General features: G+C 61.6%; 21 protein-coding genes. 9 read left to right on the forward strand and 12 right to left on the reverse strand.

The annotated features are described in order from the left end of the window. Nucleotides 1-38: 38 nt before the first annotated feature. The 7 genes from ACYBYQ_RS03610 to ACYBYQ_RS03640 all read left to right on the forward strand — a co-directional run bounded on the left by ACYBYQ_RS03610 (nucleotide 39) and on the right by ACYBYQ_RS03640 (nucleotide 7,835). Nucleotides 39-1,775, forward strand: a complete 1,737-nt coding sequence (locus tag ACYBYQ_RS03610) for an FAD-dependent oxidoreductase (RefSeq protein ID WP_459617012.1) — start codon at nucleotides 39-41, stop codon at nucleotides 1,773-1,775. A 148-nt stretch (nucleotides 1,776-1,923) separates the two neighbouring features. Continuing rightward, the gene (locus ACYBYQ_RS03615; RefSeq protein ID WP_459617013.1) at nucleotides 1,924-2,889 is read left to right on the forward strand and encodes a Bug family tripartite tricarboxylate transporter substrate binding protein; all 966 of its coding nucleotides are present in this window, start codon (nucleotides 1,924-1,926) and stop codon (nucleotides 2,887-2,889) included. A 45-nt stretch (nucleotides 2,890-2,934) separates the two neighbouring features. Next, on the forward strand, nucleotides 2,935-3,432 hold the full coding sequence (locus ACYBYQ_RS03620; RefSeq protein WP_459617014.1) for a hypothetical protein: 498 nt from the start codon (nucleotides 2,935-2,937) through the stop codon (nucleotides 3,430-3,432). 8 nt (nucleotides 3,433-3,440) lie between these two features. Continuing rightward, nucleotides 3,441-4,490: an NAD-dependent epimerase/dehydratase family protein gene (locus ACYBYQ_RS03625; protein ID WP_459617015.1), complete on the forward strand. Its 1,050-nt coding sequence runs from the start codon at nucleotides 3,441-3,443 to the stop codon at nucleotides 4,488-4,490. A 29-nt stretch (nucleotides 4,491-4,519) separates the two neighbouring features. Beyond that, nucleotides 4,520-5,419, forward strand: coding sequence for a LysR family transcriptional regulator (locus ACYBYQ_RS03630; protein ID WP_459617016.1), 900 nt, complete (start codon nucleotides 4,520-4,522; stop codon nucleotides 5,417-5,419). Between the two features lie 193 nt (nucleotides 5,420-5,612). Further along, nucleotides 5,613-7,124, forward strand: coding sequence for an FAD-dependent oxidoreductase (locus ACYBYQ_RS03635; protein WP_459617017.1), 1,512 nt, complete (start codon nucleotides 5,613-5,615; stop codon nucleotides 7,122-7,124). 9 nt (nucleotides 7,125-7,133) lie between these two features. After that, nucleotides 7,134-7,835 carry a maleate cis-trans isomerase family protein gene (locus ACYBYQ_RS03640; protein ID WP_459617018.1) on the forward strand — a complete coding sequence of 234 codons (702 nt, stop codon included), beginning with the start codon at nucleotides 7,134-7,136 and terminating at the stop codon, nucleotides 7,833-7,835. A 74-nt stretch (nucleotides 7,836-7,909) separates the two neighbouring features. Here ACYBYQ_RS03640 and ACYBYQ_RS03645 read toward each other — a convergent pair whose 3' ends face one another. From ACYBYQ_RS03645 to ACYBYQ_RS03670, 6 genes are all read right to left on the reverse strand, one after another. Then, nucleotides 7,910-8,719, reverse strand: coding sequence for an enoyl-CoA hydratase/isomerase family protein (locus ACYBYQ_RS03645; RefSeq protein ID WP_459617019.1), 810 nt, complete (start codon nucleotides 8,717-8,719; stop codon nucleotides 7,910-7,912). Between the two features lie 103 nt (nucleotides 8,720-8,822). Then, nucleotides 8,823-9,644: a short-chain dehydrogenase/reductase gene (locus tag ACYBYQ_RS03650; RefSeq protein ID WP_459617020.1), complete on the reverse strand. Its 822-nt coding sequence runs from the start codon at nucleotides 9,642-9,644 to the stop codon at nucleotides 8,823-8,825. 31 nt (nucleotides 9,645-9,675) lie between these two features. Continuing rightward, nucleotides 9,676-11,703, reverse strand: a complete 2,028-nt coding sequence (locus ACYBYQ_RS03655; RefSeq protein ID WP_459617021.1) for an oxidoreductase — start codon at nucleotides 11,701-11,703, stop codon at nucleotides 9,676-9,678. Beyond that, complete coding sequence (locus tag ACYBYQ_RS03660) at nucleotides 11,703-12,887, reverse strand: acetyl-CoA C-acyltransferase (RefSeq protein ID WP_459617022.1); 1,185 nt, start codon at nucleotides 12,885-12,887, stop codon at nucleotides 11,703-11,705. The genes ACYBYQ_RS03655 and ACYBYQ_RS03660 overlap by 1 nt, the downstream gene beginning before the upstream one ends. A gap of 30 nt (nucleotides 12,888-12,917) precedes the next feature. Beyond that, nucleotides 12,918-14,990: a 3-hydroxyacyl-CoA dehydrogenase NAD-binding domain-containing protein gene (locus tag ACYBYQ_RS03665; protein WP_459617023.1), complete on the reverse strand. Its 2,073-nt coding sequence runs from the start codon at nucleotides 14,988-14,990 to the stop codon at nucleotides 12,918-12,920. Continuing rightward, nucleotides 14,987-16,624 (reverse strand): long-chain-fatty-acid--CoA ligase, encoded by a 1,638-nt coding sequence (locus tag ACYBYQ_RS03670; protein ID WP_459617024.1) that lies wholly within the window; start codon nucleotides 16,622-16,624, stop codon nucleotides 14,987-14,989. The genes ACYBYQ_RS03665 and ACYBYQ_RS03670 overlap by 4 nt, the downstream gene beginning before the upstream one ends. A gap of 314 nt (nucleotides 16,625-16,938) precedes the next feature. Between ACYBYQ_RS03670 and ACYBYQ_RS03675 the strand changes: the two genes are divergently transcribed. Then, entirely contained in the window at nucleotides 16,939-17,715 is a 777-nt protein-coding gene (locus ACYBYQ_RS03675; protein WP_459617025.1) for an SDR family NAD(P)-dependent oxidoreductase, read from the forward strand. 10 nt (nucleotides 17,716-17,725) lie between these two features. Here ACYBYQ_RS03675 and ACYBYQ_RS03680 read toward each other — a convergent pair whose 3' ends face one another. Genes ACYBYQ_RS03680 through ACYBYQ_RS03700 form a run of 5 tightly spaced genes read right to left on the reverse strand, consistent with a single transcriptional unit; the run spans nucleotide 17,726 to nucleotide 22,449 of the window. After that, nucleotides 17,726-18,721 (reverse strand): Bug family tripartite tricarboxylate transporter substrate binding protein, encoded by a 996-nt coding sequence (locus ACYBYQ_RS03680; protein ID WP_459617026.1) that lies wholly within the window; start codon nucleotides 18,719-18,721, stop codon nucleotides 17,726-17,728. A 33-nt stretch (nucleotides 18,722-18,754) separates the two neighbouring features. After that, entirely contained in the window at nucleotides 18,755-19,663 is a 909-nt protein-coding gene (locus ACYBYQ_RS03685) for an NAD(P)-dependent oxidoreductase (RefSeq protein ID WP_459617027.1), read from the reverse strand. After that, nucleotides 19,660-20,082 carry a carboxymuconolactone decarboxylase family protein gene (locus ACYBYQ_RS03690; RefSeq protein ID WP_459617028.1) on the reverse strand — a complete coding sequence of 141 codons (423 nt, stop codon included), beginning with the start codon at nucleotides 20,080-20,082 and terminating at the stop codon, nucleotides 19,660-19,662. The genes ACYBYQ_RS03685 and ACYBYQ_RS03690 overlap by 4 nt, the downstream gene beginning before the upstream one ends. Nucleotides 20,083-20,103: 21 nt before the next feature. Continuing rightward, nucleotides 20,104-21,243 carry an acyl-CoA dehydrogenase family protein gene (locus ACYBYQ_RS03695; protein WP_459617029.1) on the reverse strand — a complete coding sequence of 380 codons (1,140 nt, stop codon included), beginning with the start codon at nucleotides 21,241-21,243 and terminating at the stop codon, nucleotides 20,104-20,106. Between the two features lie 15 nt (nucleotides 21,244-21,258). Further along, nucleotides 21,259-22,449 carry an acyl-CoA dehydrogenase family protein gene (locus ACYBYQ_RS03700; RefSeq protein WP_459617030.1) on the reverse strand — a complete coding sequence of 397 codons (1,191 nt, stop codon included), beginning with the start codon at nucleotides 22,447-22,449 and terminating at the stop codon, nucleotides 21,259-21,261. Nucleotides 22,450-22,797: 348 nt separating this feature from the next. Between ACYBYQ_RS03700 and ACYBYQ_RS03705 the strand changes: the two genes are divergently transcribed. Beyond that, the gene (locus ACYBYQ_RS03705; RefSeq protein ID WP_459617031.1) at nucleotides 22,798-23,754 is read left to right on the forward strand and encodes an adenosine deaminase; all 957 of its coding nucleotides are present in this window, start codon (nucleotides 22,798-22,800) and stop codon (nucleotides 23,752-23,754) included. Between the two features lie 3 nt (nucleotides 23,755-23,757). Here ACYBYQ_RS03705 and ACYBYQ_RS03710 read toward each other — a convergent pair whose 3' ends face one another. Continuing rightward, nucleotides 23,758-24,240, reverse strand: coding sequence for a cupin domain-containing protein (locus tag ACYBYQ_RS03710; RefSeq protein WP_459617032.1), 483 nt, complete (start codon nucleotides 24,238-24,240; stop codon nucleotides 23,758-23,760). Between the last annotated feature and the right edge of the window lie 29 nt (nucleotides 24,241-24,269).

Here is a 24,269-nt window from a genome sequence, read left to right on the forward strand (position 1 = left end):
TATGGCTCCAGCGAGCGTGATGTTCCGTTAGAAACGCGATGAGTGATGATCCCTTTCTTCCCGATCTGGTCATCGTCGGCGGCGGCCTGGCCGGTCTGACCGCGGGCGTGCGGGCCGCTCAGCTGGGCTTGCGCCCGCTGGTGCTGGAGCAGGGCGATGGCGAGGATTATCCATGCAATTCGCGCCAGTCGGGCGGGATCCTTCATATCGCCTTCCACGACCCTTATCGGCCTGCCAAGGAACTTGCCGGCGTCATTGATCAGCTAACCGACGGCGAGGCCAAGCCCGAGCTCGCTCATGCACTGGCGAAGACGGGCGCCCGCCTGATTGTCTGGCTGCAGGAGCAGGGCGCCAGGTTCATGCGTTTCAACCTGCAGGAAGGCTACCGTTGGTGCCTGTCGCCGCCACGGTCGCTGCGCGCCGGCCCGGACTGGAAAAAGCGCGGGCCGGACCTGCTGCTGCGTCAGCTGGCGCGCAGCCTGGTCGAGATGGGTGGAAAATTGCAACTGCGGGCACGTGCCGATGCGTTGCTGATGAATGAAGGCCGTTGTGTGGGGGTTCGTGGCCTATGCGACGGCCTGCCGGCCGAATGGCCGGCCAGGTACTGTGTGCTTGCCGATGGCGGCTTCCAGGCCAGTAGGCTACTGGTAGAGCAACATATCGCGCCATTCTTCGATGCGCTTTTCCAGCGTGGTGCGGGCAATGCCCGCGGTGACGGTCTGCGCATGGCGCAGGCGGCCGGCGCGGCGTTGACGGACTGCAGTCGTTTCTACGGACACTTGCTGTGCAGCGATGCCTGGCACAACGATCAGGTCTGGCCGTATCCCGAAATCGATGCCATCGCCACGGCTGGAATCGTGGTCGACGTTTCCGGCTGCCGCTGTGTAGACGAGGGCAGGCCTGGGGTCTGCGTGACCAACGAGCTGGCCGCACGGGCGGGACAGGAAAAGCTGTACGCGGTGTTCGATGCAGCGATCTGGCAAGGGCCCGGGACCTCGGCGCGCATTCCGGCGAACCCTTTGCTGGAGCGAGCCGGCGGAACAGTCCTGCGTGCGAATTCAGTGGAGGAGCTGGCGCGGCAAATGGGTGTCCCGCCCACGGCGTTGTCGCGCACGCTGGATGACTACAACCACGCGCTTGAAGCGGGGACCCTGTCGAGCCTGGATATTCCCCGGTCGGATCAGATCCCGGCCCATCGCATCCATCAGCTTCCGCTGATGGCGATCCCCCTCTGCATGGGGATCACCTACACGATGGGCGGCATAGATATCGACGAAAACTCGCAAGTGCTGGATACCCACCGACAGCCGATTCCCGGTCTGTTCGCCGCAGGCGCTACCACGGGAGGTTTGGAGGGCGGAAAACGGGCGGCTTACCTAGGCGGCCTGATAAAGGCGGGCTGCTTCGGCTTGCTGGCTGCGGAGCGCATCGCCACGCTGGAGGGGAAGGCATGCGCTATCGAGCATCCCGAAGCGGTGGTCGTGAACCTGCGCCCTGGCGTCAAAGATGCGTCAGGCGAACTTCGCGCTGCCCCGCAGGCAGCAGCCTCCAGCAAGGTTCGGTTTCCCATTTTGAATATGGTCGCTCGACACGGCAAGGTCATTGCAGTGGCTTCGGCCGTGCTTATGGGGGCATTGGTAACGGCGCTGGGTTGGGGCCTGCTGGCGTGGTACGTGTTGCCTATTGCATTGGCCGTTGCTGGTATCACCCTGGTCGTCATTCTTGGCGTGGGCGAGCTGGTTACGCTGATAACGGAATTCCTGGCACCTGACTAGGGAGGAAGATCGCACCTCTGAAGATTGCCATGCATGTCGCCCGCGTGGGTTCAAGCAGCAGTCTTTCGCGGCGCTAGCCTGATCAAACTCATTAGAAGAAGGAGGTGTCGTGGTCTGTCCCGGCACTCAAAATCAAAGGAGACAACCCATGAAGCAGATCTGGAAACCCCTTTTGCTGCTGACGGCAACCCTGTTCTCGCATGCTGTATGGGCGCAGGGCTACCCTGATCGGCCGATCAAGTGGATCGTTCCCTGGCCGGTGGGAGGCGGCGCAGATGTCGTGGCCCGCATGTTCAGCGACAAGGTCGCGAAAGAGCTGGGCCAGCCCGTCATCATCATCAACCAGGGCGGTGCGGGCGGAAATATCGGCGCTCGTGCGGGGGCTGATGCCGCGCCAGACGGATACACCATCGTTTTTGCCTACTCGGGAACGCATTCGGTGAATCCACATATCTACAAGAAGATGCCATTCACCCAGAGCGACTTCGCACCGGTTGTTTTCCTGACTTCGGTGCCGCAGCTGCTGGCAGTCAATGCAGCGGTCCAGGCGCACAGCGTGAAGGATCTTATCGCGTTGGCGAAGGCGTCTCCGGGCAAGCTGCGATTCGGCTCCAGCGGCAACGGCGCCATCAATCACCTGACGGGGGAGTTGTTCGCCACAATGGCAGGCGTCCAGTTGATGCATGTGCCCTACAAGGGGGGTGGGCCGGCCGCCATGGCCTTGCTCAGCGGGGAGATCGACATGGTTTTCGGCGAACCGTCGACGATGCTTGCCAATATCGAGGCCGGAAAGCTGCGCGCCATTGCCACTACCAGCGAGAAGCGTTCGCTGAGCCTGCCGGACCTGCCGACGATATCGGAATCGGGGGTGCCTGGCTACGATGTGACCTCGTGGAATGGCGTACTCGCGCCGGTGGGTACTCCCGCCGACAGAATCGGCCGCCTGAACGAGGCCTTCAATCGGGTTCTGTCCGATCCGGACATGCGGGCGCGCCTGTTGGCCGTCGGCTATGAGCCTGTGGGAGGGGCGCCCGAAGACTTCTCGAAGAAGATCCAGGATGAGCTCGACAAGTGGGGCCCTGTCGTCAAACGGACTGGCCTGCAGCTCAACTGAGCCATAAGGCCGAAGTCGGCCATTTTTATCGCGTGGAGGACGGGGATGATATTCATGAGTCAAAGCGGGCTGCTGGATCGAGACCGCGAGCCCGAGTGGGACGTATGGTACGTAGAACACCTGCGTATCATGGAAACTGTAAATGGCATCCATTCGGCACGCCGCTTCAAGACCGACAGCCCCGGTCATCCAGCGTCGTTGGCTATGTATTCGGTGGATAGCGCAGCGGTATTCGACGACCCCTATTACCAGAAGATCAGGGGTATGGGGCCATGGCTGCCGCTGATCGACAAACGGTTCTACCGGCGCAACCTGTTTGAGGGGCTGCGGACGGCGCCGGATGTTCCGGCGGACCACGTGCTGTACCTGGTCGACCGAGATGTTCCGGACCTGGTGCTGCCAGGCATCACCTTTTCCTGGCTGAAAGCCGTCGGGTTGGACCGATCCACCATGTATCGCGGCATCGCCACAGTGCCGATGAACACGAACGCGAAACGGGTGCAACAGGCCGGCGTGGCGGTTTATAAACCTTTCAATCCATAGCGAACTCCATGGCTCAAAAACAGGTACTGATAGCAGGTGCGACGGGGCAGATAGGCGCCAGTGTCGCGCGTCATTTCATGAACCGCGGCGACTGGAATCCCATTGGCCTGTCCCGAGGGGCAAGGAGTGGCGCGGGGTTGCCCATGCTGGCGGTCGACTTGCTCGACGCCGTTGATTGCCGCGAGAAGCTGGCCGCCTTGCCTGGGATCACGCACATTGTCTATGCAGCGCGCCATGACCATGCTGGAGGAAAGCAGGAATCGGCCGACATCAACTTGCAGATGCTTGCCAACCTGCTCGCGGCGGTCGGTGACCGGCCCGATCTCGTCCATGTCCATCTCGTGCATGGCACCAAGTACTACGGGCATTATCTGGGACCTGGACGGGTGCCTTACCACGAAGACGCGCCACGCCACGACGGCAAGCTGTTCTATTATCCACAGCAGGATCTCCTGGTGGCGCAGCAACGTGGGCGTCCATGGAACTGGAGCATTTCGCGTCCTCATACGTTCTGTGATCTGAGCATGTCAGAGCCCCGGAGCATCACGCTGCTGATTGCCATCTATGCTTCCATCCAGAAGGAGCTGGGCCTGCCTTTGCAGTTTCCCGGAACCCGCAAAGCCTTCGAGGCCAGAACGCAGTTCACTTGGCTTCCGATGCTGGCGCGAGCCATTGAGTGGCTGCTCTCTGAGCCGGCGTGCGCCAATCAGGCGTTCAATATCGTGAACGACGATCCGGAACCCTGGAGTGCGATGTGGCCTGAATTGGCTGGCTACTTCGGCATGGATTGGACGGTGGGCGAGGCGCAGCCGCTGGTCGGATATCCGGACCGTCACGCGGAAGTCTGGAATCGCATGATTTCCGCCCATGGCTTGCGCCGCTCCGACTTGCGTTCGGTCGCTCAGTGGGCGTATGGCGATTATGTCTTCGCGCCCCAGTGGGACGTCGTTTCTTCCATGGAGAAGGCTCGCGCTCACGGGTTCCAGGACAGGGTGGACACGTTGCGAATGTGGCAGGAGAGCTTCGACTTCTACCGGGCCAACAGGATCATTCCATAGTGAACCCTCTCTAAGCTGCGATTCCGGTAATGTCGAACATCCCCCGCTTCGATCTGGTCGACCTCAGGCTGTTCATCATGGTGGTGGAAAGCCAGAGCCTGACCAAGGGCGCAGAGAAATCCTTCCTGTCGGTCGCTGCGGCGAGCTTGCGCATCAAGAGCTTGGAGGAGCGGCTGGGCGCTCAACTGCTATATCGGAACAAGCGCGGCGTGTCGCCCACGCGGGCGGGCGAAGTGCTGCTGACACACGCGCTGCGTATGCTCGACGAGGCGGATTTGCTGCAGAACGAGATACAGCCTTTTACGCAGGGCGTCCGGGGGCATGTCCGCCTGTTTGCAAACGCCACGGCCATCTGTGAATTCTTGCCGGAGGTGCTTGCCAGGTTCTTCGACATTCACGCGGCCATTACTGTCGACCTGCAGGAGCGCCTTAGCGCCGAGATCGTGCAGTCTGTATTGGAAGGGGCAGCGGATATCGGCGTCATTTCGGCTCGCGTACCGGCCGACGGCCTGGAAACGCTGCCTTACAAGAAAGACCAGATGGTTATCGTTGCTCCGCAGGATCATCCGCTGGCGCGGGCGCAGCCCATCCATTTTGCCGACGCGCTCGAATACGAATTCATCAGTCTGGACTCGCGCAGTGCTTCGTACTCGTACTTACAGCAGGAAGTGAAGCTGTTGGGCAAGGCCATGCACCAACGTATTCATGTCTGCAGTTACGACGCTATGTGCCGCATGGTGGAAGCGGGCGTCGGAATCGGCGTGTTGCCAGAGATGGCTGCGCGCCGTCATGCCAGGTTGGCGCGCATCGCGATCGTGCAGCTGCTCGATGAATGGGCGACGCGCGAGCTGCGGATCTGTGTGCGCACGCAGGCCGGGCTGCCTGCTTATGCGCGCGAGCTTATTGATTTCATCTTGCAAAGCGATTGACGCCACGCGAGCCTTTCAGGCGAGCACAGGGATCGTTCTTCGATTCTGTTTCTTCGCTTGAAGGCTGAAATTTGGGAACAGCAAAGCCCTGCTTTGTCTTTTTTAAATTGTCGCGCGCAACGTAAGAACGCAAACTGTCGATGTCATCTTCTTGCCGCTCCGGCGCAGCACCAATGCATGGATTTCAGGGCGAATGACAGAGACTGTTACGGATGTCCTGGTGATCGGGGCAGGCGGAGCCGGCCTGGCAGCCGCCTACGAAGCCGCCAAAGCTGGCCGGCGCGTGGTGGTACTGGAGAAAAATCCCCAGCCGGGCGGATCCACGTCGTGGTCGGTCGGGTCTGTCACGGCCGCGGGCACACCGCACCAACGGGCCGCGGGCATCCAGGATACCGCAGACGCGCATTTCGATGATCTGGCATTGCATGCCGGGAAACTTGTCTCGCGCGACAACCTGAGCCTGCGACGGATCCTGGTCGACAACAGCAGTGAAGCGCTGCAATGGCTGATGGACCTTGGCGTGGTTTTTGTCGGGCCCGAAGAGGAGCCTCCGCATAGGGTCGCACGCATGCACAATGTCGTGCCCAATTCGAAATCATTTGCGTATCATTTGTCGCGTCACTGCAGGGCCCTGGGAGTGGAAATCCGCCTCTGCACGGCATCGACCCGTTTCATAGTCGAGAATGGCCGGGTGATGGGCGCGATGGCCACCGGGCCAGATGGCCGCGAACTACGATTCATGGCCAGGTATGGTGTGGTCCTTGCGTCAGGCGACTACAGTGGTGCGGCGGACCTCAAGAGCAGCCTGGCCACGCCGGGTGTCGTGCCCGTAGAGCCCGTCAACCCGACCGCTACAGGCGACGGCCACCGGATGGCGTTGGCCATCGGTGCGCGCGTCATCAACGGAGATATCGTACGGGGCCCTATCATGAGGTTCATTCCTCCGGTGCGCCGCAGCTTCGTTCAGCGTCTGCCGCCGTCCCGTCTTTTTGCCCGCATGATCGCCTGGTCGATGGGGCACATCCCACCAGCCATTTTGCGGCCTTTCCTGATGAGCTTCCTGACCACGGCGTTGGGCCCATCCTCCGGTTTGATGCGTCAGGGCGCAATTCTGATCAACAAGCAGGGACGGCGCTTCACCAACGAGCTGGATGGTCCCGCCGCCGATGTTGCGTTGCAGCCAGGGAAAGTGGCATGGATCGTCATGGACGAAGCGCTTGCCGGCCGATTCAGGAAGTGGCCGCATTTCATATCGACCGCGCCCGGTGTTGCCTACGCCTATCTGAAGGATTATCAAAGAAACCGGCCAGACATTTTCCATCGGGGTGATACCTTGCCGCAACTTGCCGTCAGCATGGGAGTTCCCCCTCAGGAGCTACGCGACACCATCGACCAGTACAACACTTCCGAGGACCGGGGCGTCCGGCCGGCGATCGGACCAGGTCCATACTACGCGCTCGGTCCGGTCAAGAGCTATGTCGTGTTCACCGACGGCGGCTTGTCCGTCAATGAGCGCCTGGAGGTGCTGAACGTCGACGGACAGCCTATCGCGGGCTTGTACGCGGCGGGTTCGGCTGGCCAGGGAGGCCTGCTGCTCGAAGGCCACGGACATCACCTGGGCTGGGCCTTCGTGTCCGGCCGCATCGCCGGCCGCCATGCCGCGCAAACCTCGGTAGTCCTTTCCGATCATCCGTCACCTCAGTGAGCCATCAACATGAGCCGAATTGGTTTGTTTGTGCCCTCGTCGAACACTACCATTGAACCGGAGTTCTATCGCGCCTTGCCTGCGCACGTAACGCTGCATGCGGCCCGTCTGTATTTGACGCAGATAGCGACGGATTCGATCGAGAATGTCGTGGGTGACATCGAAACGCAGGCACGCAACCTGGCCAGCGCGGATGTCGATGTGTTGGTGCTCGGCGCGACGGCACCGAGCTTTCTCAAGGGCCTGGGTTACGATGTCGAAGTCACGCGGCGTATAGAGCGGGCCTCTGGCAAGCCGGCGACAACGACCTCGACGGCTCTGGTCAATGCCCTGAAGAAGCTGGGCATATCGCGGGTGGCGCTGGGTGCTGCATACGACGACAAGGTGAACAGCATTGCAAAGGGCTTCCTGGAAGCCAGCGGTTTCGAGGTGGTCCGCGTCAAGGGCCTGGGTCTTGTCGACAACTTGGTGGTCGGACGCCTGGATGGCAGTTCCGCGCGCGATCTTGCGCGCGAGATAGACTGCCCGCAGGCCCAGGCAATTGTTCTGGCCTGCACCAACTGGCGCACGATGGATGTGTTGGAGCAACTCGAGCAGGAGCTCGGAAAACCGGTCCTGTCGACCACGCAGGTAAGTATCTGGGCCGCCTTGCACATGATTGGAGAAACCGGACCCCTTAATGGTTACGGTCAGTTGCTTCGCCGGATCTAGGCGTTTGCCGTACGGGTAGGGGACCAGTTTCGGCCCCAACCCGCTGTACCTCTTTCACCCAACTCGAAAGCGCATCAGAAGGGGCAGTCAGGATTGAAGTCAGGGCTGCGTTTCTCCAGGAAGGCGTCGATTCCTTCGGTACCTTCCGGCCCGGCAAAACCGGTGAATTCCAGGGCCAGCGACGCGTCAAAAATGGGCTGGGCCTGCTTGATCCAGTGATTGAGCATCATCTTGGTCCAGCGTTGCGCAGCGGGCGCACCCTGGGCGAGGCGGGACGCGATCTCGACGGCGCGTGCCTCTACTTCTTCATCGGGCAGGGCAAGGGAAACCAGGTTCATTCGTTCGGCGTCCTCGCCGGTGAAAGTTTCCGCCGTCAGCAGGTAGTACTTGGCCTTGGCCATGCCGCACAGGATGGGCCATATAATCGCGGCGTGGTCTCCCGCTGCGACGCCGATCTTCAGGTGACCGTCGGAGAACTTGGCGTCCTTGGCCACGATGGAGACGTCGGCCAGCAGCACAGTCGCCAGTCCGGCGCCCACCGCCCAGCCGCGGGCCGCGGTGACGATGGGTTTGCGGCAGTCGAGCATGTTGGTGACCAAATCGCGCGATTCCTTCATCGCTCGCATCCTGAGCGCGTAGTCGTCACAGACCTTGCGCTCGTGTTTGAGGTCGCCGCCGGCCGAGAATGTCTTGCCGTCACCGGTGAAGATGACGACGTTCACGCTGTCATCGGCGTCGACATCCCGCCATATCTCGGACACCTCCCGGTGCATGAGGGCATCCATGGCGCCCATTTTCAATGGCGAACGCATCGTAATGCGCAGCACCCTGGGGCTGGGGCGGTCAAAGGCTAGTCTTGCGTAGCGCGCGTAGAGGTCAGTCATGTCTTTCTTCCGTCAGAGATGGATAAACGTCGATTCGACGTGATCGAATGAAGCGAGGTGCAGCGGACAAAAAAGCATGGCGGATACCGTGTTGACAAGAAAGTTACGTCCGTCCGTCTAGCTCGGGGGCTGGCTGTGCCTTGATATGTGGATAGCCCCGGGAGGTGAAACCCGCATCCACGGTAATGATGGTTCCGGATATGGCGCTGGCTCGGGGCGAAACCAGGTACGTGACCGTGTCGGCAATTTCCTGCGGCTGAATCAACTGGCCGCGAGGCCAATCTTTGATGAGTTCAGGCCAGCGCCGTTCGTCGCCCAACTCCAAGGCCGCGCGTTTCGTCAATGAACGCTTCGACTTGGCCGTCTCGACCCAGCCGGGGTGCACGCCCAGCACGCGCACGCCGTAGTCCAGGCTGACGCTTCCGACGATACGCGTCAACGCCGCCAGCGCTGCGTTCCCCGCCCCCCCTGCGGCATAGGCATATTCAAATTTCTCGGCGCCGATGCCGATGACATTCAGAATGACGCCGTCTCCGCGTGCCTGCATCAGTCGATAAAACTCACGTGTAACGTTGATATAGCCATACACCTTGAGATCCCAGCCTTGCCGCCAGGCATCCTCGTCCAGCGCTAGGATGTCGCCACGCGGGATGCTGCCTGCATTGTTGATGACGATGTCCGTGTCGGCCCATTGCATTACCAGCGCGTCGGTGGCGCCACGCTGAGACAGGTCGATGGCATGGAGCGTCACGACTACGCCGTGTCGTGCGGTGATCTCTGCAGCCACCGTGCGTAGTTTTTCCTCGTCACGCGCCACCAGTCGGAGCTCGCAACCTTCACGCGCCAGCGCTTCGGCAACAGCGCGGCCAATGCCCTGGGAGGCACCGGTTACCAGGGCCTTCTTTCCTGTCAATCCCAAGTCCATATCAGTCTCCGTCAGAGCCCCGTTCCTTCAATCAGAATAGATAGGCAAGCCGTGTCCCCTCATCGATGGCCCGTTTGGCGTCAAGCTCGGACGCCAGGCGGGCACCGCCTATCAGGTGTACGCCTACACCCCACCGGTCAAGTCGATCCGCCAGATCCCGATTCGGAAGTTGTCCGGCACACAGCACGATATGGTCGACTTCACATAGTCTTTCTTCTCCATCAGCCAGGTAATGCAGGCCGGCGTCGTCGATGCGGTGATAGGTGCAGTTCACGATTGTTTGCACCCCCCGCCGGGCCAGTGCAGCGCGGTGTATCCATCCGGTGGTCTTGCCCAGGCGCGTAGCCGGTTTGGCTGAGCTTCGCTGAAACAGCGTGACGTGGCGCCGTGGTGCTGGTGCCTGCGGCACGCGGAGGCCGCCACCCTCAGTGATGGCCGGGTCGACTCCCCACTCGGCCAGGAATTCCGTGATGGATTGCTCGCCCGCGTGGTCGGCGGTCAGTAGATTGGCGATGTCGTGGCCAATTCCTCCCGTGCCGATGATGGCCACCCGTTCGCCTACTTCTACATGGCCGAGGATCACATCAAGGTAGCTTACGACCTTCTGATGCGCGATGCCTTCGATCTCCGGCACACGCGGGCGTATGCCTGTTGCGATGACCACATGGTCGAAGTCCTGGCCGGCCAACATGTCCACATTGGCCGGCTTGCCCGACAGAACGGTTACGCCACCGCGCTTCAGGCGCTGCGTGTAATAGCGCAGAAGCTCCCTGAATTCGCGCTCCTTGCCAGGTATCCGGCATGCCAGATTGAGTTGCCCGCCGAGCTCGTCCTGGGCTTCGAACAGCACGACTTCGTGCCCTCGTTCCACCGCTGTTGCGGCGCAGGCCAGCCCGGCCGGGCCGGAGCCCACCACCGCGATGCGGCGAGGCCTGGCCGGGGGGCTGCAGGTGAACTCGGTTTCGTGGCAGGCCACGGGATTGACCAGGCAGGAGGCCAGTCTGCCGGTGAAGATGTGATCCAGGCAAGCCTGGTTACAGCCGATGCATACGTTGATTTCGTCCTCGCGCCCGGCTTCGGTCTTGTTGACGAAACCTGGGTCGGCCAGCAGAGGACGAGCCATGGAAATCAAATCCGCCGCACCGTCCGAAAGAATTGCTTCGGCGATGGCTGGGGTGTTGATGCGATTCGAGGCGATGACAGGTATGCGAATCGCCCTTTTCAGGCGGGCCGACGCAAAAGCGAATGCGCCGCGCGGCACCAGCGTGGCAATGGTCGGAACGGCAGACTCATGCCACCCGATGCCGGTATTCAAGGCGTCGGCGCCAGCGTGTTCGACAGCCTGTGCCAATGTGTCGATCTCCTCGGCCGTCATGCCGCCTTCGACCAGATCGATGGCTGAAATACGGTACACGATCATGAACCCCGTGCCCAATCGGGCCCGGATGCGGCGCACGATTTCCACAGGAAGCCGGATCCGGTTTTCAAGCGGCCCGCCCCACTTGTCGTTGCGCCTGTTGGTGCGCGGCGCGACAAACTGGTTCAGCAGATAGCCTTCGGAGCCCATCACTTCCACGCCGTCATAACCGGCCTTGGCAGCGAGTTCCGCGCAGCGGACGTAGTCGTCGATGGTGCGCGCAACCTCTGCTGTGGTCAACATGCGCGGCATGCGCCGGTTGATGGGCGAAGCCGTGGCGCATGGGCCAACCAACTGCGGGTGCTTTGCGTAGATGCCCGCGTGCAGGACCTGCATGAGCATGAGGGAACCAGCCGCATGCACGGCATCGACAATGGGCTGGTGTTCGGCGATCGCCGCTTCCGTATCGAGGACTGCGCCATCTTCTTCCACGCGGCCCTCAAAGCTCGGCGACACGCTACCGCTGATAATCAGGGAAACGCCGCCGCGCGCCCGCGCCGCATAGAAGGCGGCGAGTTTCTGCACCCCGTTGACCTCGTTTTCGAGGCGGGTGTGCATAGACCCCATGATGACGCGGTTCTTCAGTTCAGCCGCGCCAACCTGCAGGGGCGACATCAACAGTGGGTAGCGCTGTGTTCGCATCAGGCGACTTCGAACAGGCCCGCCGCGCCCATGCCGCCACCGATGCACATGGTGACGACGACATAACGCACACCACGCCGCTTGCCTTCGATCAGTGCATGGCCGGCCAGGCGGGAGCCTGTCATGCCATAGGGGTGGCCGACAGAGATGCTCCCGCCATTCACATTGAAGATTTCCGGGTCTATTTCAAGAAAATCCCGACAATACAGCGCTTGGCAGGCGAACGCTTCGTTCAGTTCCCACAGCCCGATATCCGAAACCTTGAGGCCATGTGCCTTGAGAAGCTTGGGCACAGCGTAGATGGGCCCCAGTCCCATTTCTTCTGGGGCGCAGCCGGCCACCGCCATGCCGCGGTAAATGCCGAGAGGCGTCAGCCCGCGTTGCTCCGCCAGGCGGCCGTCCATGACGACACAGGCGCTCGCACCATCGGAAAGCTGGCTGGCGTTGCCCGCGGTAATGACGCCGCCCTCTATTACCGGCGCAAGTTTTGCCAGGGACTCGTAGGTGGTTTGCGGGCGGTTTCCTTCGTCCCTGGCAAGTTGGATATCCTGTTCGGTAACTGCGCCGGTCTCCTTGTCGGTGACGGCCATGCGTGCCTTGATGGGTACGATTTCTGCATCGAATCGTCCCGCCGTTTGGGCCGTCGCAGTGCGCATCTGCGATTGCAGCGCATAGCGGTCCTGCGCTTCTCGGCTGATGTTGTACTTCCTCGACACGTATTCGGCGGTTTGCAGCATGGGCATGTAGATATGCTGCGCGGCAGCAATTGCATTGGGATCTTGCGCTTCAGTGGCCAACTTGTAGAACACGTTCTGCACCGCGGAGATGTTTTCCTGACCGCCGGCGATGACGACTTTCATGTCATCGACCATGATTTGCTTGGCCGCCGTGGCAATCGCCATCAGGCCCGACGCGCATTGCCGCTCCATGGTCTGGGCCGCGACGCTGACGGGCAGCCCGCCTACCAGCGCGGCGTGGCGGGCGATATTCATACCTGCCGTGCCGGCAGTCAGTACGGTTCCCACGATGACGTCATCGACTTCGTCGGGTGCCACGCCTGCACGCGTTGTCGCGTGAGCGATGGCATGCCCCATCAGCGTGGGCGACTTGATGTTATTGAGCGACCCGCGAAAAGCACGGCCGATGGGTGTTCGGGCAGTGGAAACGATAACGGCGTCTTTCATTTTCTGAAGAGTTCCTGGTTGAGTGGGGCGTCATGCGCCACGGAACCGTGCAAGTGGCTTACCCGACTCGGCGCTGCGCGCCAAGAGAGGCGAAACTGCCCAGTAACCATGGGCATTGCCGCGCGCGGATGCGTAGTGCTCAAGCCGGGCGACGATGTGAGCCGCCCCGATGTGATCGGCCATGAACATGGGCCCGCCCCGGAAATCGGGGAAGCCGTAGCCGCTGGTCCAGACGACGTCGATGTCGCCGGCCCGGTAAGCGATGCCTTCTTCGAGGATCCGCGCCCCCTCGTTGATAAGCGGATACAGGCAACGTTCGATGATCTCATCGTTGCCGATGTTCCCCCTGCGCTCGATGCGGTGCTCGGTGGCCAGCGACTCGAACAGCTTCAGGGCTTCGGGATCGTCTATGGCATCCCGGCCTTGATAACGGTAGTAGCCGCATCCGGATTTTTGCCCGTTCCGGCCTGCCTCAAAGAGTTGGCCCACCACGGCCCGGTAAGCAGGGTCGTTTGGCAACAGGCCGCTCTTGCCCGCCTCGATAACGATCTTGGCCGCGACATCGATGCCAGCCATGTCCAGCATGCGGCATGGGCCCATGGCCAGCCCCAGTGCTTCGATGGCGCTGTCGATCTGCCTTGGACTGGCGCCCTCCATGAGCAGGAAGTCCGCTTCGCGGAGGTAGCTTTCCAGCATGCGGTTGCCGATGAAGCCATAGCAGACACCTGATACGACGGCGGTCTTCCGTATGATTTTTGCCAAGCGCATGACCGTGGCCAGCACCTCGTCTGACGTGTCCTTGCCGCGCACAACTTCGAGCAGGCGCATGATGTTGGCCGGGCTGAAGAAATGCATGCCTAGAAAGTCGGCAGGGCGCCCGCTGGCCTGGGCCAGTACGTCGATGTCGAGCGTGGAGGTGTTGCTGGCCAGAATGCACCCGGGTCTAAGAATCGCGCCCAGTTTTCGGCACACCGCAAGCTTGATGTCCATGTTTTCAAAAACTGCCTCGATCACCAAGTCGCAGTCCGCCAGGTCTTGCTCGTTCAGCGTAGGCTTCAGGCGAGCCAGGTGGCTGGCGGCCTGGTCGGCGGTCAGCCTGCCTTTCTGGACCTGAGCATCATAGATCCGCCGTATTTGTTCCACGCCTGCATTGAGAGCTTCGGAGCTAGTTTCGAGCAGAATCGAGTCCAGGTTCGCATTGAGGAAATTGATGACAATGCCGCGTCCCATGGTCCCGGCGCCGATTACGGCTATTTTCTTGATAGGGCGGATGTTGCTAGGCAGGCTGGGTAGTTTGGCGGCCTCGCGTTCGGCGAAGAAGATATGTCGCAGGGCTTTCGAGGTGTTGCTCTCAAGGCACTGTTCGAACATGCGGTGCTCAAGATCCAGGCCGTCTTCGAATGGCAGCTTGCTGGCTGCCTCTACGCATTTAACAATGGCCTGCCGGGCCGGGTAGTTGGGGTTGATGGCATCCTGCGCGCTCTGCGCGTCGATGCTGCCCCGCACGCTCATGGCGCCCGTGCGCCTGGAGGGATTCCCGACCAGTTCCAGGGCATAGGCCGTTGCGACGGCCAGCACGTCGCCGTCCGTGATCTTGTCCACGAGCCCGCGTTGCAGAGCTGCGCTGGCATTGATCTGCTTGCCGTTCACGATCAGGTCGAACGCAGCCTGTGCGCCTATCAGCCTGGGGAGTCTTTGTGTTCCTCCGGCCCCGGGCAGTATGCCCAACTTGACCTCGGGCAAGCCCATCGAGGCATTGCCCGATGCGACGCGCCCCTGGCAGGCCAGGGCGAGTTCCAATCCCCCTCCCAGGGCCAGGCCATGAATTGCCGCGACCACCGGTTTCCGGGAGGATTCAATCAGGGTCATGGTCGGCCGATACAGGTCAGCAGCTCCAGGCTGGCCGAATTCGGTGATATCGGCGCCGCAGGAAAAGTGACGGTCTGCGCCGGTTATGACGATGGCTTGGCAGGCCGGGTCCGTATTCGCCTGCTCCACGTGGGCGAGCAGTGCCTGCAGAACTTCGGTCGACAGGGCATTGACGGGGGGATTGTTGATCTCTATCAGTGCGACGCCATCGCGTATATTCAGTTTGACGTTCATTCTTGGTGGGAACCCGAGTTGATCAGATAGTCGCCATAATCCTTGCGCAGCGCCGCCTTGTTCAGCTTTCCCGTGGCCGTATGCGGAACGCTATCGACAAAGAGAATTTCATCGGGCAGCCACCATTTGGCCATCTTGCCGGCCAGAAATTCACGCAGCCTGCTTTTCTCCAGCATGACTCCTGGCTTGAGTACGATGAACAGCAGTGGACGCTCATCCCATTTGGGATGTCTGGCGCCGATGACCGCGGCTTCCTGTACGTCCGGATGCGTCATGGCGGCATGTTCCATGTCGATGGTGGATATCCACTCGCCTCCCGATTTGACGAGGTCTTTGGCGCGATCGGTTAGGCGGATGTAACCCAGTTCGTCGATGGAAGTGATGTCGCCCGAGTCGAAATATCCGTCATCGGTCAGTACATGCCCGGGGTGATTGAAGTACGCGCGGACGATGCAAGGGCCGCGCACCTGGAGGTGTCCCACACTCTTGCCGTCACGTGGACGCACTGCGCCCTGTCCATCCACGGTGCGTGTCTCGACCAGGAATGGAGGACGCCCTTGCGATTGCTGCAGATGCATTTTTTCTTCGCCTTGCACGTCGCGGTTTTCCGATCGCAGGGTACAGATGGAGCCGAGGGGACCCATCTCCGTCATGCCGTATGACGACCGGACTTCGGCGCCGTGCACATCCTGCAGTGCCACCAGGACAGGGTGCGGGCAAGGCGAGCCGCCGATATACACGCGTTTCAGTTCGGTAAGGCGGATATTCTGTGCCTGCAGATGGTCCAGCACGCTTTGCCAGATGGTGGGTACACCGCCCGTGACGGTGATGTGCTCGTTGATCAGCAACTCTGTTATCGAGGCTCCGTCCATGTGTTGGCCAGGAAAAACGAGGGTTGCTCCGGTCATGGGAGCCGAGAACGGCCATGTCCAACCGTTGGCGTGGAACATGGGCACGACCTGCAGGATGTTGTCCTGTGCGGAGAAACCGTACATGTCTGGACTGCCGCCGGTGAGCGACATGAGCAGGATCGCGCGGTGCGAATACAGCACTCCCTTGGGGTTGCCCGTTGTGCCAGAGGTGTAGGTCAGCGCGGCAGCGGTATTTTCGTCAAAAGTGGGCCACGAGAAATCGGCATCTGTGTCACCCAGCCAGGCGTCGAAAGAGATCGCATTGGGCAGTGTGGTGTCAGGCATGTCGGTCGTGTCGGCCAATACAACGTAGCGCTCGACGCAATCCAGGTTGGCAGCCAGGGATTCGAGCAGCCCCAAGAAAGTTGGGTCGACAAAAATGAGGCGGTCGCCCGCTTCCTTGATGATGAACGCAATTTGTTCCGAGAACAGGCGGGGATTGATCGGGTGATAAACCGCCCCGATCCCCGCGGCGCCATACCAGCATGCCATGTGTTGGGCGGTACTCCACGCAACGGTGCCGATTCGGTCGCCCAGCTGCACGCCGTCAGCGATCAGGCGCTTGGATACGCGTGCGGCCATGTCCCGGACTTGGCTATAGTTGCTTACGCTCAGGCTGCGGTCGGCCAGCCGCGTGACCACGCGGCGCTGGCCGTGTTCACGTGCGGCGTATTCAATGATTCGTTGGCATAAAAGCGGCCATTCCTGCATCAGTCCCAGCATGGTTGTCTCCCGATCATGAGGCGTGCGAAATCGGCCCGCATGAATGTTCTATGAGATGCAAGAAGCATGCCAAACCAGTGGGCATCAAGCACGACACGTATGAGCGCAGGCGTGGCGGCATGGGATACATCATCGGGTTGAGGCAAGTATCTTTGTCTCCTTTGTGGACAGATGTATTTGCCACAGACAACTCGGGCGCCGGGGCGCTTGCCTGTGCCTGTGAAAGAGGCTGGCACTCTAATTGCTTCGTTCCCGTGTTTGTTGAGTTTTGTCCCAAGGCGGCATGTCGCCATTTCTCCGAGGCCTCAAGCATCATGACTGACGAACGCATTTTTCGATTGGATGGAAAAGTCGCCCTTGTGACGGGTGGCGGTGGCGGCATAGGCTCCGCCATCTGCACGCTGTTCGCCAACGTGGGCGCCCGCGTGGCCTGTGTTGACTTGAACCGGGAAGCTGCGGAACAAACCGCTGCAGCCATCCGACAGGCCGGCGGGCAGGCGATCGGCATAGTCTGTGATGTCACCAACGAGGCGCAGACCCTGGATGCCGTTCAGCACGTGAAAAACGAATATGGTCCCGTGACCGTGCTGGTTACCGGCGCGGCACCGCTGGATCGCTCCGGCACCATACTCGACATCACTCCCGAGGAATGGGACGCAGTCGTACGGACCCATCTGGGCGGCGCCTATCTGATGTCGCGCGCAGTGTTGCCGGGCATGATCGGCGCGGGTGGAGGTGTCGTGGTGCATATCGCCTCGATGCATGCCCACGTGGGGCGCGGCGGACGTTCGCCCTATACCAGTGCCAAGGGATCGTTGTTGCAATTGACCCGCACGATGGCGATCGATCATGCTGCGGATGGCGTGCGCGTGAACTCGTTGTCGCCGGGGGCAGTGTGGACCCAGCGCATCGCATTTCGCTACGGCAAGATGTCGGCTGAAGTCCGCAAAGCGGCAGAGTCCAAGTACCTGCTCAACCGTTTCGCGGACCCGGGCGAAATCGCCAACGTGGCGCTGTTCCTTGCCAGCCCGGCCGCCTCCTTCATGACCGGGGCGGACGTGGTGGTCGACGGCGGTTACACCGCCGCCTGACCTCACGCCATCAATCACGGCGGGGGATGCTAAGCTCGCCCACTGCCTTGACGTAGTGGTCGCGTTGGCTGACGACGAAGCTGGCCAGCTGTGCGCGATCCATCGGCACATGGGCTACGCCGACCGATTGCATGGTTTCCCGCACTTTGGGGTCGGCCAACGCCGCGCTGAAGGCGCGATCCAAGCGATCCACAACCTTGGGGTCCATGCCCGCCGGTCCGAAAAAGCCCAGCCAGCCGCCGCCTGGCGAGAAGGGCACCTCCTGGAGGCTGGCTTCTTTCATGGAGGGAACATCGGGCATGAGTGGGCTGCGTTCGGACAGTGTGGTCACCAGGGCCTTGATCCCACCACTCTTGACGTGCGGTGCGGCGACGCCGGTACCAAAGAGCGCCTGCATGCGGCCGGCCATCATGTCGTTGATCACGGCAACCTCGCCGCGATAGGAGACTTGCTGCATTTTCAGCCCGTACAGCTTGCTCAGGTAGTTCATGGTGAGCAAACCCTGATTGTTTCCCGTGCCATAGTTGTACTTGCCTGGATTCTCCTTTACCTCTTTGATGAACTCCGCCATGTTATTGGCCGGGAAGCTCTTGTCGACGTAGAGGAAAAAGGAAAATTCAGCGATGCCCGCGATGGGAGTGAACGCCGTGGCGGGGTCGAATGGCGGATTATTGCGCAGGGCCGGTACGATCATCATTGACCCGGCACCGCCCCAGAACAGCCGATAGCCATCGGGTGGCGAGCGCATTACATCGGCAGCCCCCACGAGGCCCTCTGCCCCCGGCTTGCTTTCAACCACGACAGGCTGGCCCAGCTCCTTGCCGGCGGCAACAGCGATAGCCCGTGCCGCAATGTCGGCGGCGCCGCCTGCTCCGTAGGGCGATACCAGGGTAATGGGCCGGTTAGGGAAGTCATCCGCTGCATGCGTAGTCGCGACAGTCAAAGCAAAAGTGCCCAAGCCGGCCAGCAGCCGACACGCGGCCAAGAAATGCTGTCTCCTGTTCATGAGTTGTCTCCTATCTTCTGAGAATGTGAGTAGCTAGCCGGCACGAGACGCCAGTCGGTTCTTTTCAGCTATGAATTCGTAGATGCGGGTAAGGTCTGTCGCGCCCAGGCCTGCAGCCATGGCTTGATTCCAGACCGTCAGCACGCCTTGGGATGCCGTGGATGAAACTTCCAGCCGATCGGCTTCTTTGAGTGCGAGCTGAATATCCTTGTGTAGAATGTCGAGACGGGCACCCGTATGGAATTTTCCTGTCGCCACCTGGGTAGGCAATGTGTCTTCCGTGGCGCGGTTGCGACCCGTGCTGACGTTGATGACTTCCAGGGCGACATTCAGGTCTATGCCTGCCGCCTGGGCCATCAGCACCATCTCGCTGGAGATGGTCAGGCAGGCCGCGTTCAGCAGGTTGTTGGCCAGCTTGAGTACCTGAGACTGGCCAGGCTCGTGGCCGACATGGAACAGCCTGTCGGACATGACGGACAGCACGGGTCTGGCGGCGGCGAAGGCCTCAGGGGACGCTGCGACGAAACATGTCAGTCGGCCAGCGGCTTCGGCGCGCGGGCCGCCGCTGACGGGCGCGTCGAGGGTCTGCACGCCGGCGGCGGCCAGGCCGTCCGCGATGCGCGCCACGGTTTCAGGCCCTGAGGTAGAGGATTCTGCGTACCAGCGCATGCGCGTGCCATGCAACAGGCCATCGTCGCCCAGGGCCACCGTTTCGCTGATTGCAGGGCTGGGTAGGCAGGTAAAGACCAGATCGGCGAGGTCAGCCACGTCGCGTGCGCTTTGTACGGCCTTGGCACCTTCCGCGATGAAATCCTGCGTGGCGGCTACATTGCGATCGCAGACGACCATGTCGATACCCGCCTTGAGCAGGCGCATGGCCATGGGCTTGCCCATGTCGCCCAGGCCGATGAAGCCGACCGTAAGCTGCAATGGCTTACTCATGGCGTATCGGGCACCGACAAGGTGGAGAGGTCGACGTTCTCCTCCTTGAGCACGCGACGGGCGATGGCGAAGCAATCTCGGCCTATGGGCACGCCGCAATACATCGTGATGTGGAACAGGATCTCGCGCAGTTGGACCAACGGCACCTTGGTACGGTTCAGCGCAATACGGAAATGCAGTTCGAACTCTTCCATACGGCCCATGCCCGCCAGCATGCCTAGATTGACGAGGCTCAACTGGCGGTGCTCCAGAATGCCGCGGGCCCAGGTCCGGCCCCACAACTGATTGTTCACGAACCTTTGCCACTCGTAGTCAAAGGGCGTCAGGCTATCGAGCATCGGATCGACATACTCATCTCCGATGATGGTGCGACGCGTTTGATCGCCGAGCACGGAAAAATCTGCGGGTTTCCGGGTCAAGATAGTCTCCTCAGGAGTAGATCAAAGCTGGCCCGTGAAGGCAGCATCGGTCAATCGCATAAAACGTGAGAGATGATGATCGGTATCGCCGAAGTGTCGGCCTATGACGGTGGCGCGTTTGAAATAGTGCGATACGGGCAACTCATCGGTCAGCCCGATCCCTCCATGCAGGTGTATGGCGTTCTGGCCGATGTAGCGCAGCGCTCGATTGACACTGACTTTGGCTGCACTTATCACCTTGGCGCGATTGGCGGCGTTTTCGTCGCGCATGGCCAGGAGCGCCGCACGGGTGAGGGCGCGGGCTTCCTCGCGCGCCATGTGCATGTCGGCGCAGCGATGCTGCAGTGCCTGAAAGCTGGCCAGCGGCACGCCAAACTGTTTCCGGGTTTTCAGATATGCAAAGGTTGTCGTATTCAGCACCTCCATGACACCCAGGGCCTCGGCACAGATGGCCGTCGTTGCAAGCTCCTCGCAACGTGTCAGAGAGGCGGGGTCACAGGAAAGGCGCGCCTGTTCGGGTACGAAGGCATTTTTTGCGTACAGGTCGGAAGCACGTTTTCCGTCCAGGGTGGGGTAGGTGCGAGTCGCAAGGCCTTCCGTATGGGCAGGTATGCAGAGCAGCATGGGTACGCGAGCATCGCCAGTCAGCCGCGTGCTTAGCAGGAAATGATCTGCCGTAGCCCCGTGGGCAACCAGGGTCTTTTCACCATTCAACCGCCAGCCGCCGGCCACCTGTAAGGCCTGCATGGCGCCACCTGAGATGTCGTAACGTGAGTTTCGATCGAACAATGCGCACGAAACGCGAGCCTCGCCAGCGGCGATGGCGCGGACAAGGTCGCGGATGTAATCGCGGGAATCGCGGGCTCCCTTCAGCGCATCCAGCGCGACCAACGTGTCGAGTACAGGCTCGACTACCAGAGCTTGCCCCAGGTAATGCATGATGAGCCCGATATCGATGCTGTCGCCATTGAAGCCGTCCGCCCAATCCGGAGCGATCAGGGAGAAGACCCCCAGCTCGGCTAGCGCGCGCCAGTCGTCGGCATCGACGCCGTCTTCGCTGGAGGCTACCCGGCGTCGGTGTTCGAACTCGTAGTTCTGCCGCAGCCAGCGTTGCAGTGAATCGGCAAATTGCTGGCGTTCTTCGGTATCGGAAAAAGACATGGTCGCCTTCTCTCGCTAGGCCAAGAGCATTTTGGCCAGGATGTTCTTCTGGATTTCGGTCGCCCCGCCGTACACGGCGGGCTTGCGGTATCCAAGGTATTGTTGGCCTAGTGGCGCGGCGATGTCGTCGCCGAAGCTGCTCGTCGGCGCGTCGGCTTGGTTGTAGCCTGCATCCAGCAGCGACACGACGGGGCCGATGGCGTCGATCATGAGTTCGGTGATGTCTTCCTGGATGCTGATGCCCTTTACCTTGAGCATGGATGCCAGAGCATCGGCGTTCGCGGCCAGGCCTTGCACCCCTTCAAGCAACAAAAGCTCCAGCGCCATCAGGCGAATTTCTACGTCGGCGATCCGCGCATTGAATAAAGGAGAGGCTGTCAACGGGCGGCCCTCGGCCTGGCGCGTTGCGGCCAGACGTTTCAGGAAGGCCAGCTCACGCTTGGATCGTCCCAGGCCTGCGATCGAGGTGCGTTCGTGGCTCAGCAGAAACTTCGCGTAGGTCCATCCTTTGTTCTCTTCTCCCAGGCGGTTTTCCACGGGAACGCGCACGTTGTCGAAGAAGACTTCATTGACGTCCTGCTCGCCGTCGAGCATGGTGATGGGGCGAATCGTGATGCCCGGCGTGGCCATGTCGACGAGCAGGAACGAGATGCCTTGCTGCTTGGGCGCCGCCGGGTCGGTGCGGACCAGGCAGAACATCCAGTTGGCGTACTGAGCGAAAGTGGTCCAGGTTTTCTGGCCGTTGACAATGTAGTCCTCGCCATCGCGCTCCGCGCGTGTGCTCAACGAGGCGAGATCCGAACCGGATCCCGGTTCGGAGAAACCCTGGCACCACCAGTCGTCGCCCGACAGGATGCGCGGCAAGAAACGTGATTTCTGCTGCGCATTGCCAAAGGCGATGATGACGGGCGCCACCATGTTCACCCCGAAAGGTTGAATGATGGGCGCACCGGCCAGGGCACAGGCTTCTTGCCAGATATGTTGTTGCATGGGGGTCCAGCCCGTGCCCCCATATTCAGCAGGCCAGCTGGCTCCGACCCAGCCTTGGCGATGGACGATGCGGTGCCATCGCAGAAAGTCCTCTTTGTCGAGATGCAGATGGTTGACCACCTTGCGACGCAAGTCGGCGGGCAATTCAGTCTGCAGGAACCTCTCAACAGTTTTACGAAAGCTGTCTTCGTCGCTCAGGTTGGGTTGGGACGTCATGTTTACCTTCAATTCCTTCGTCGAATAGAGAGACGAACGTGGGAAGCGGCTCACTGGGCTGTGCAATTCCAAGCAAACTTCATGCCATCAGCCTCGCCGAATGCCAGAGCCAGGCGTCGGCGTTGTACTGTCCATGGAAAAGGCATGATCTGTGTGTCGTGCGTACACACGTCAACTGCTCGCCGCCAGCCATGGGCCAGCAGTCGTCCCCATGTCTCACTCCTATGGGTGCCGGTCGAGCTGGCGACCAGCTTCAGCTACACGACGATCCTGCAGCGCCAGGCCGCTTCGTCCGCCTGAGGCCCGGTATCATCTGCATCAGGTGCCGCGTCATCGAAGGAGCGCCCCATGCAAGACTGGCTCGTCACGCAGCCCAAGGCGGAGCTGCACATACACCTGGAAGGGGCGCTGGAGCCCGAGCTGCTGTTCGCCCTGGCGCAGCGCAACCGCATCGCGCTGCCCTGGCCCGACATCGATGCGCTGCGCCGGGCCTATCAGTACCGCAATCTGCAGGAATTCCTCGACCTCTACTATCTCGGGGCCACGGTGCTGCGCACCGAGCAGGATTTCTACGACCTGACCTGGGCCTATCTGCGCAAGTGCGCGGAGGATGGCGTGGTGCACACCGAGCCGTTCTTCGATCCGCAGACGCATACCGACCGTGGCGTGCCCTTCGAGACCGTGCTGGCGGGCATCCAGGCCGCGCTGGCCGATGGGCGGCGCGAGCTGGGCATCACCAGCGGGCTGATCCTGAGCTTCCTGCGCCATCTGCCCGAAGAGGCCGCCATGCGCACGCTGGAGCAGGCCCTGCCGTACCGCGACGCCTTCGTCGCGGTGGGCCTGGACAGCAGCGAGGCGGGCTTTCCGCCGCGGCTGTTCGAGCGCGTGTTCGCGCGCGCCCGGGCCGAAGGGTTCGCGGCCGTGGCGCATGCCGGAGAAGAGGGGCCGCCCGCCTATATCCGGGAGGCGCTGGACCTGCTGAAGGTGCAGCGCATCGACCATGGCGTGCGCGCCTGGGAGGATCCCGGGCTGGTGGCGCACCTCGTGGACATCCAGATGCCGCTGACGGTATGCCCGCTGTCGAACGTGCGCCTGCAGGTGTTCCCGCACATGCGTGAGCACATCGTGCTGGAGATGCTGGAGCGCGGCCTGAACGTGACGATCAATTCCGACGACCCGGCGTATTTCGGCGGCTACGTGGGCGCGAATTTCCAGGCGCTGCACGAGCATCTGGGCATGACGCGCGCGCAGGCGCAGCGATTGGCCGAGAACAGCCTGGCGGCCTGCCTGGCGCCGCGCGCCTGAGCTTCAGGCCGGCGCCAGGCGCCGGATCAGCGCGGCGTGGGCGGGATGGGCCTGCAGCAGCGCGGCCGTATCGGCCAGTTCGAACTCGCTGAATTCGAAGCCGGGCGCCACGGTGCATCCCACCAGGGCGTACGACGACGGCTCGGCCAGCTCCGCGGCGAACCAGTTGCCGGCCTGCACGGTGGCCTGGAACGTCGTGTCGTCCAGCGTGCCGCCCAGCCGGTGCGTGCGCAGGCTGCCGTCGGCCAGCAGCTCGTGCACGCGCAATTCGGTTCCCGCGTAGAAGTGCCAGGTCTCGTCCGAGCGGATGCGATGCCAGGCGGAATGGGCGCCGTCGCACAGCAGGTAGTAGATCGCGGTGCCCGCGGCGCGCACCGTGCCGTCGGCGCGCTGCAGCCGCTCGGCCGCGCGGTAGGTTTCGCGGTAGAAGCCGCCTTCGGGATGGGGCTGCAGGCCCAGGCGGCGCACGATGTCTTGAGGGTCCATGGGCGTATCGGAGTCGTGGCGAAAAGAGG

This window comes from Bordetella sp. 2513F2 (assembly GCF_054642735.1).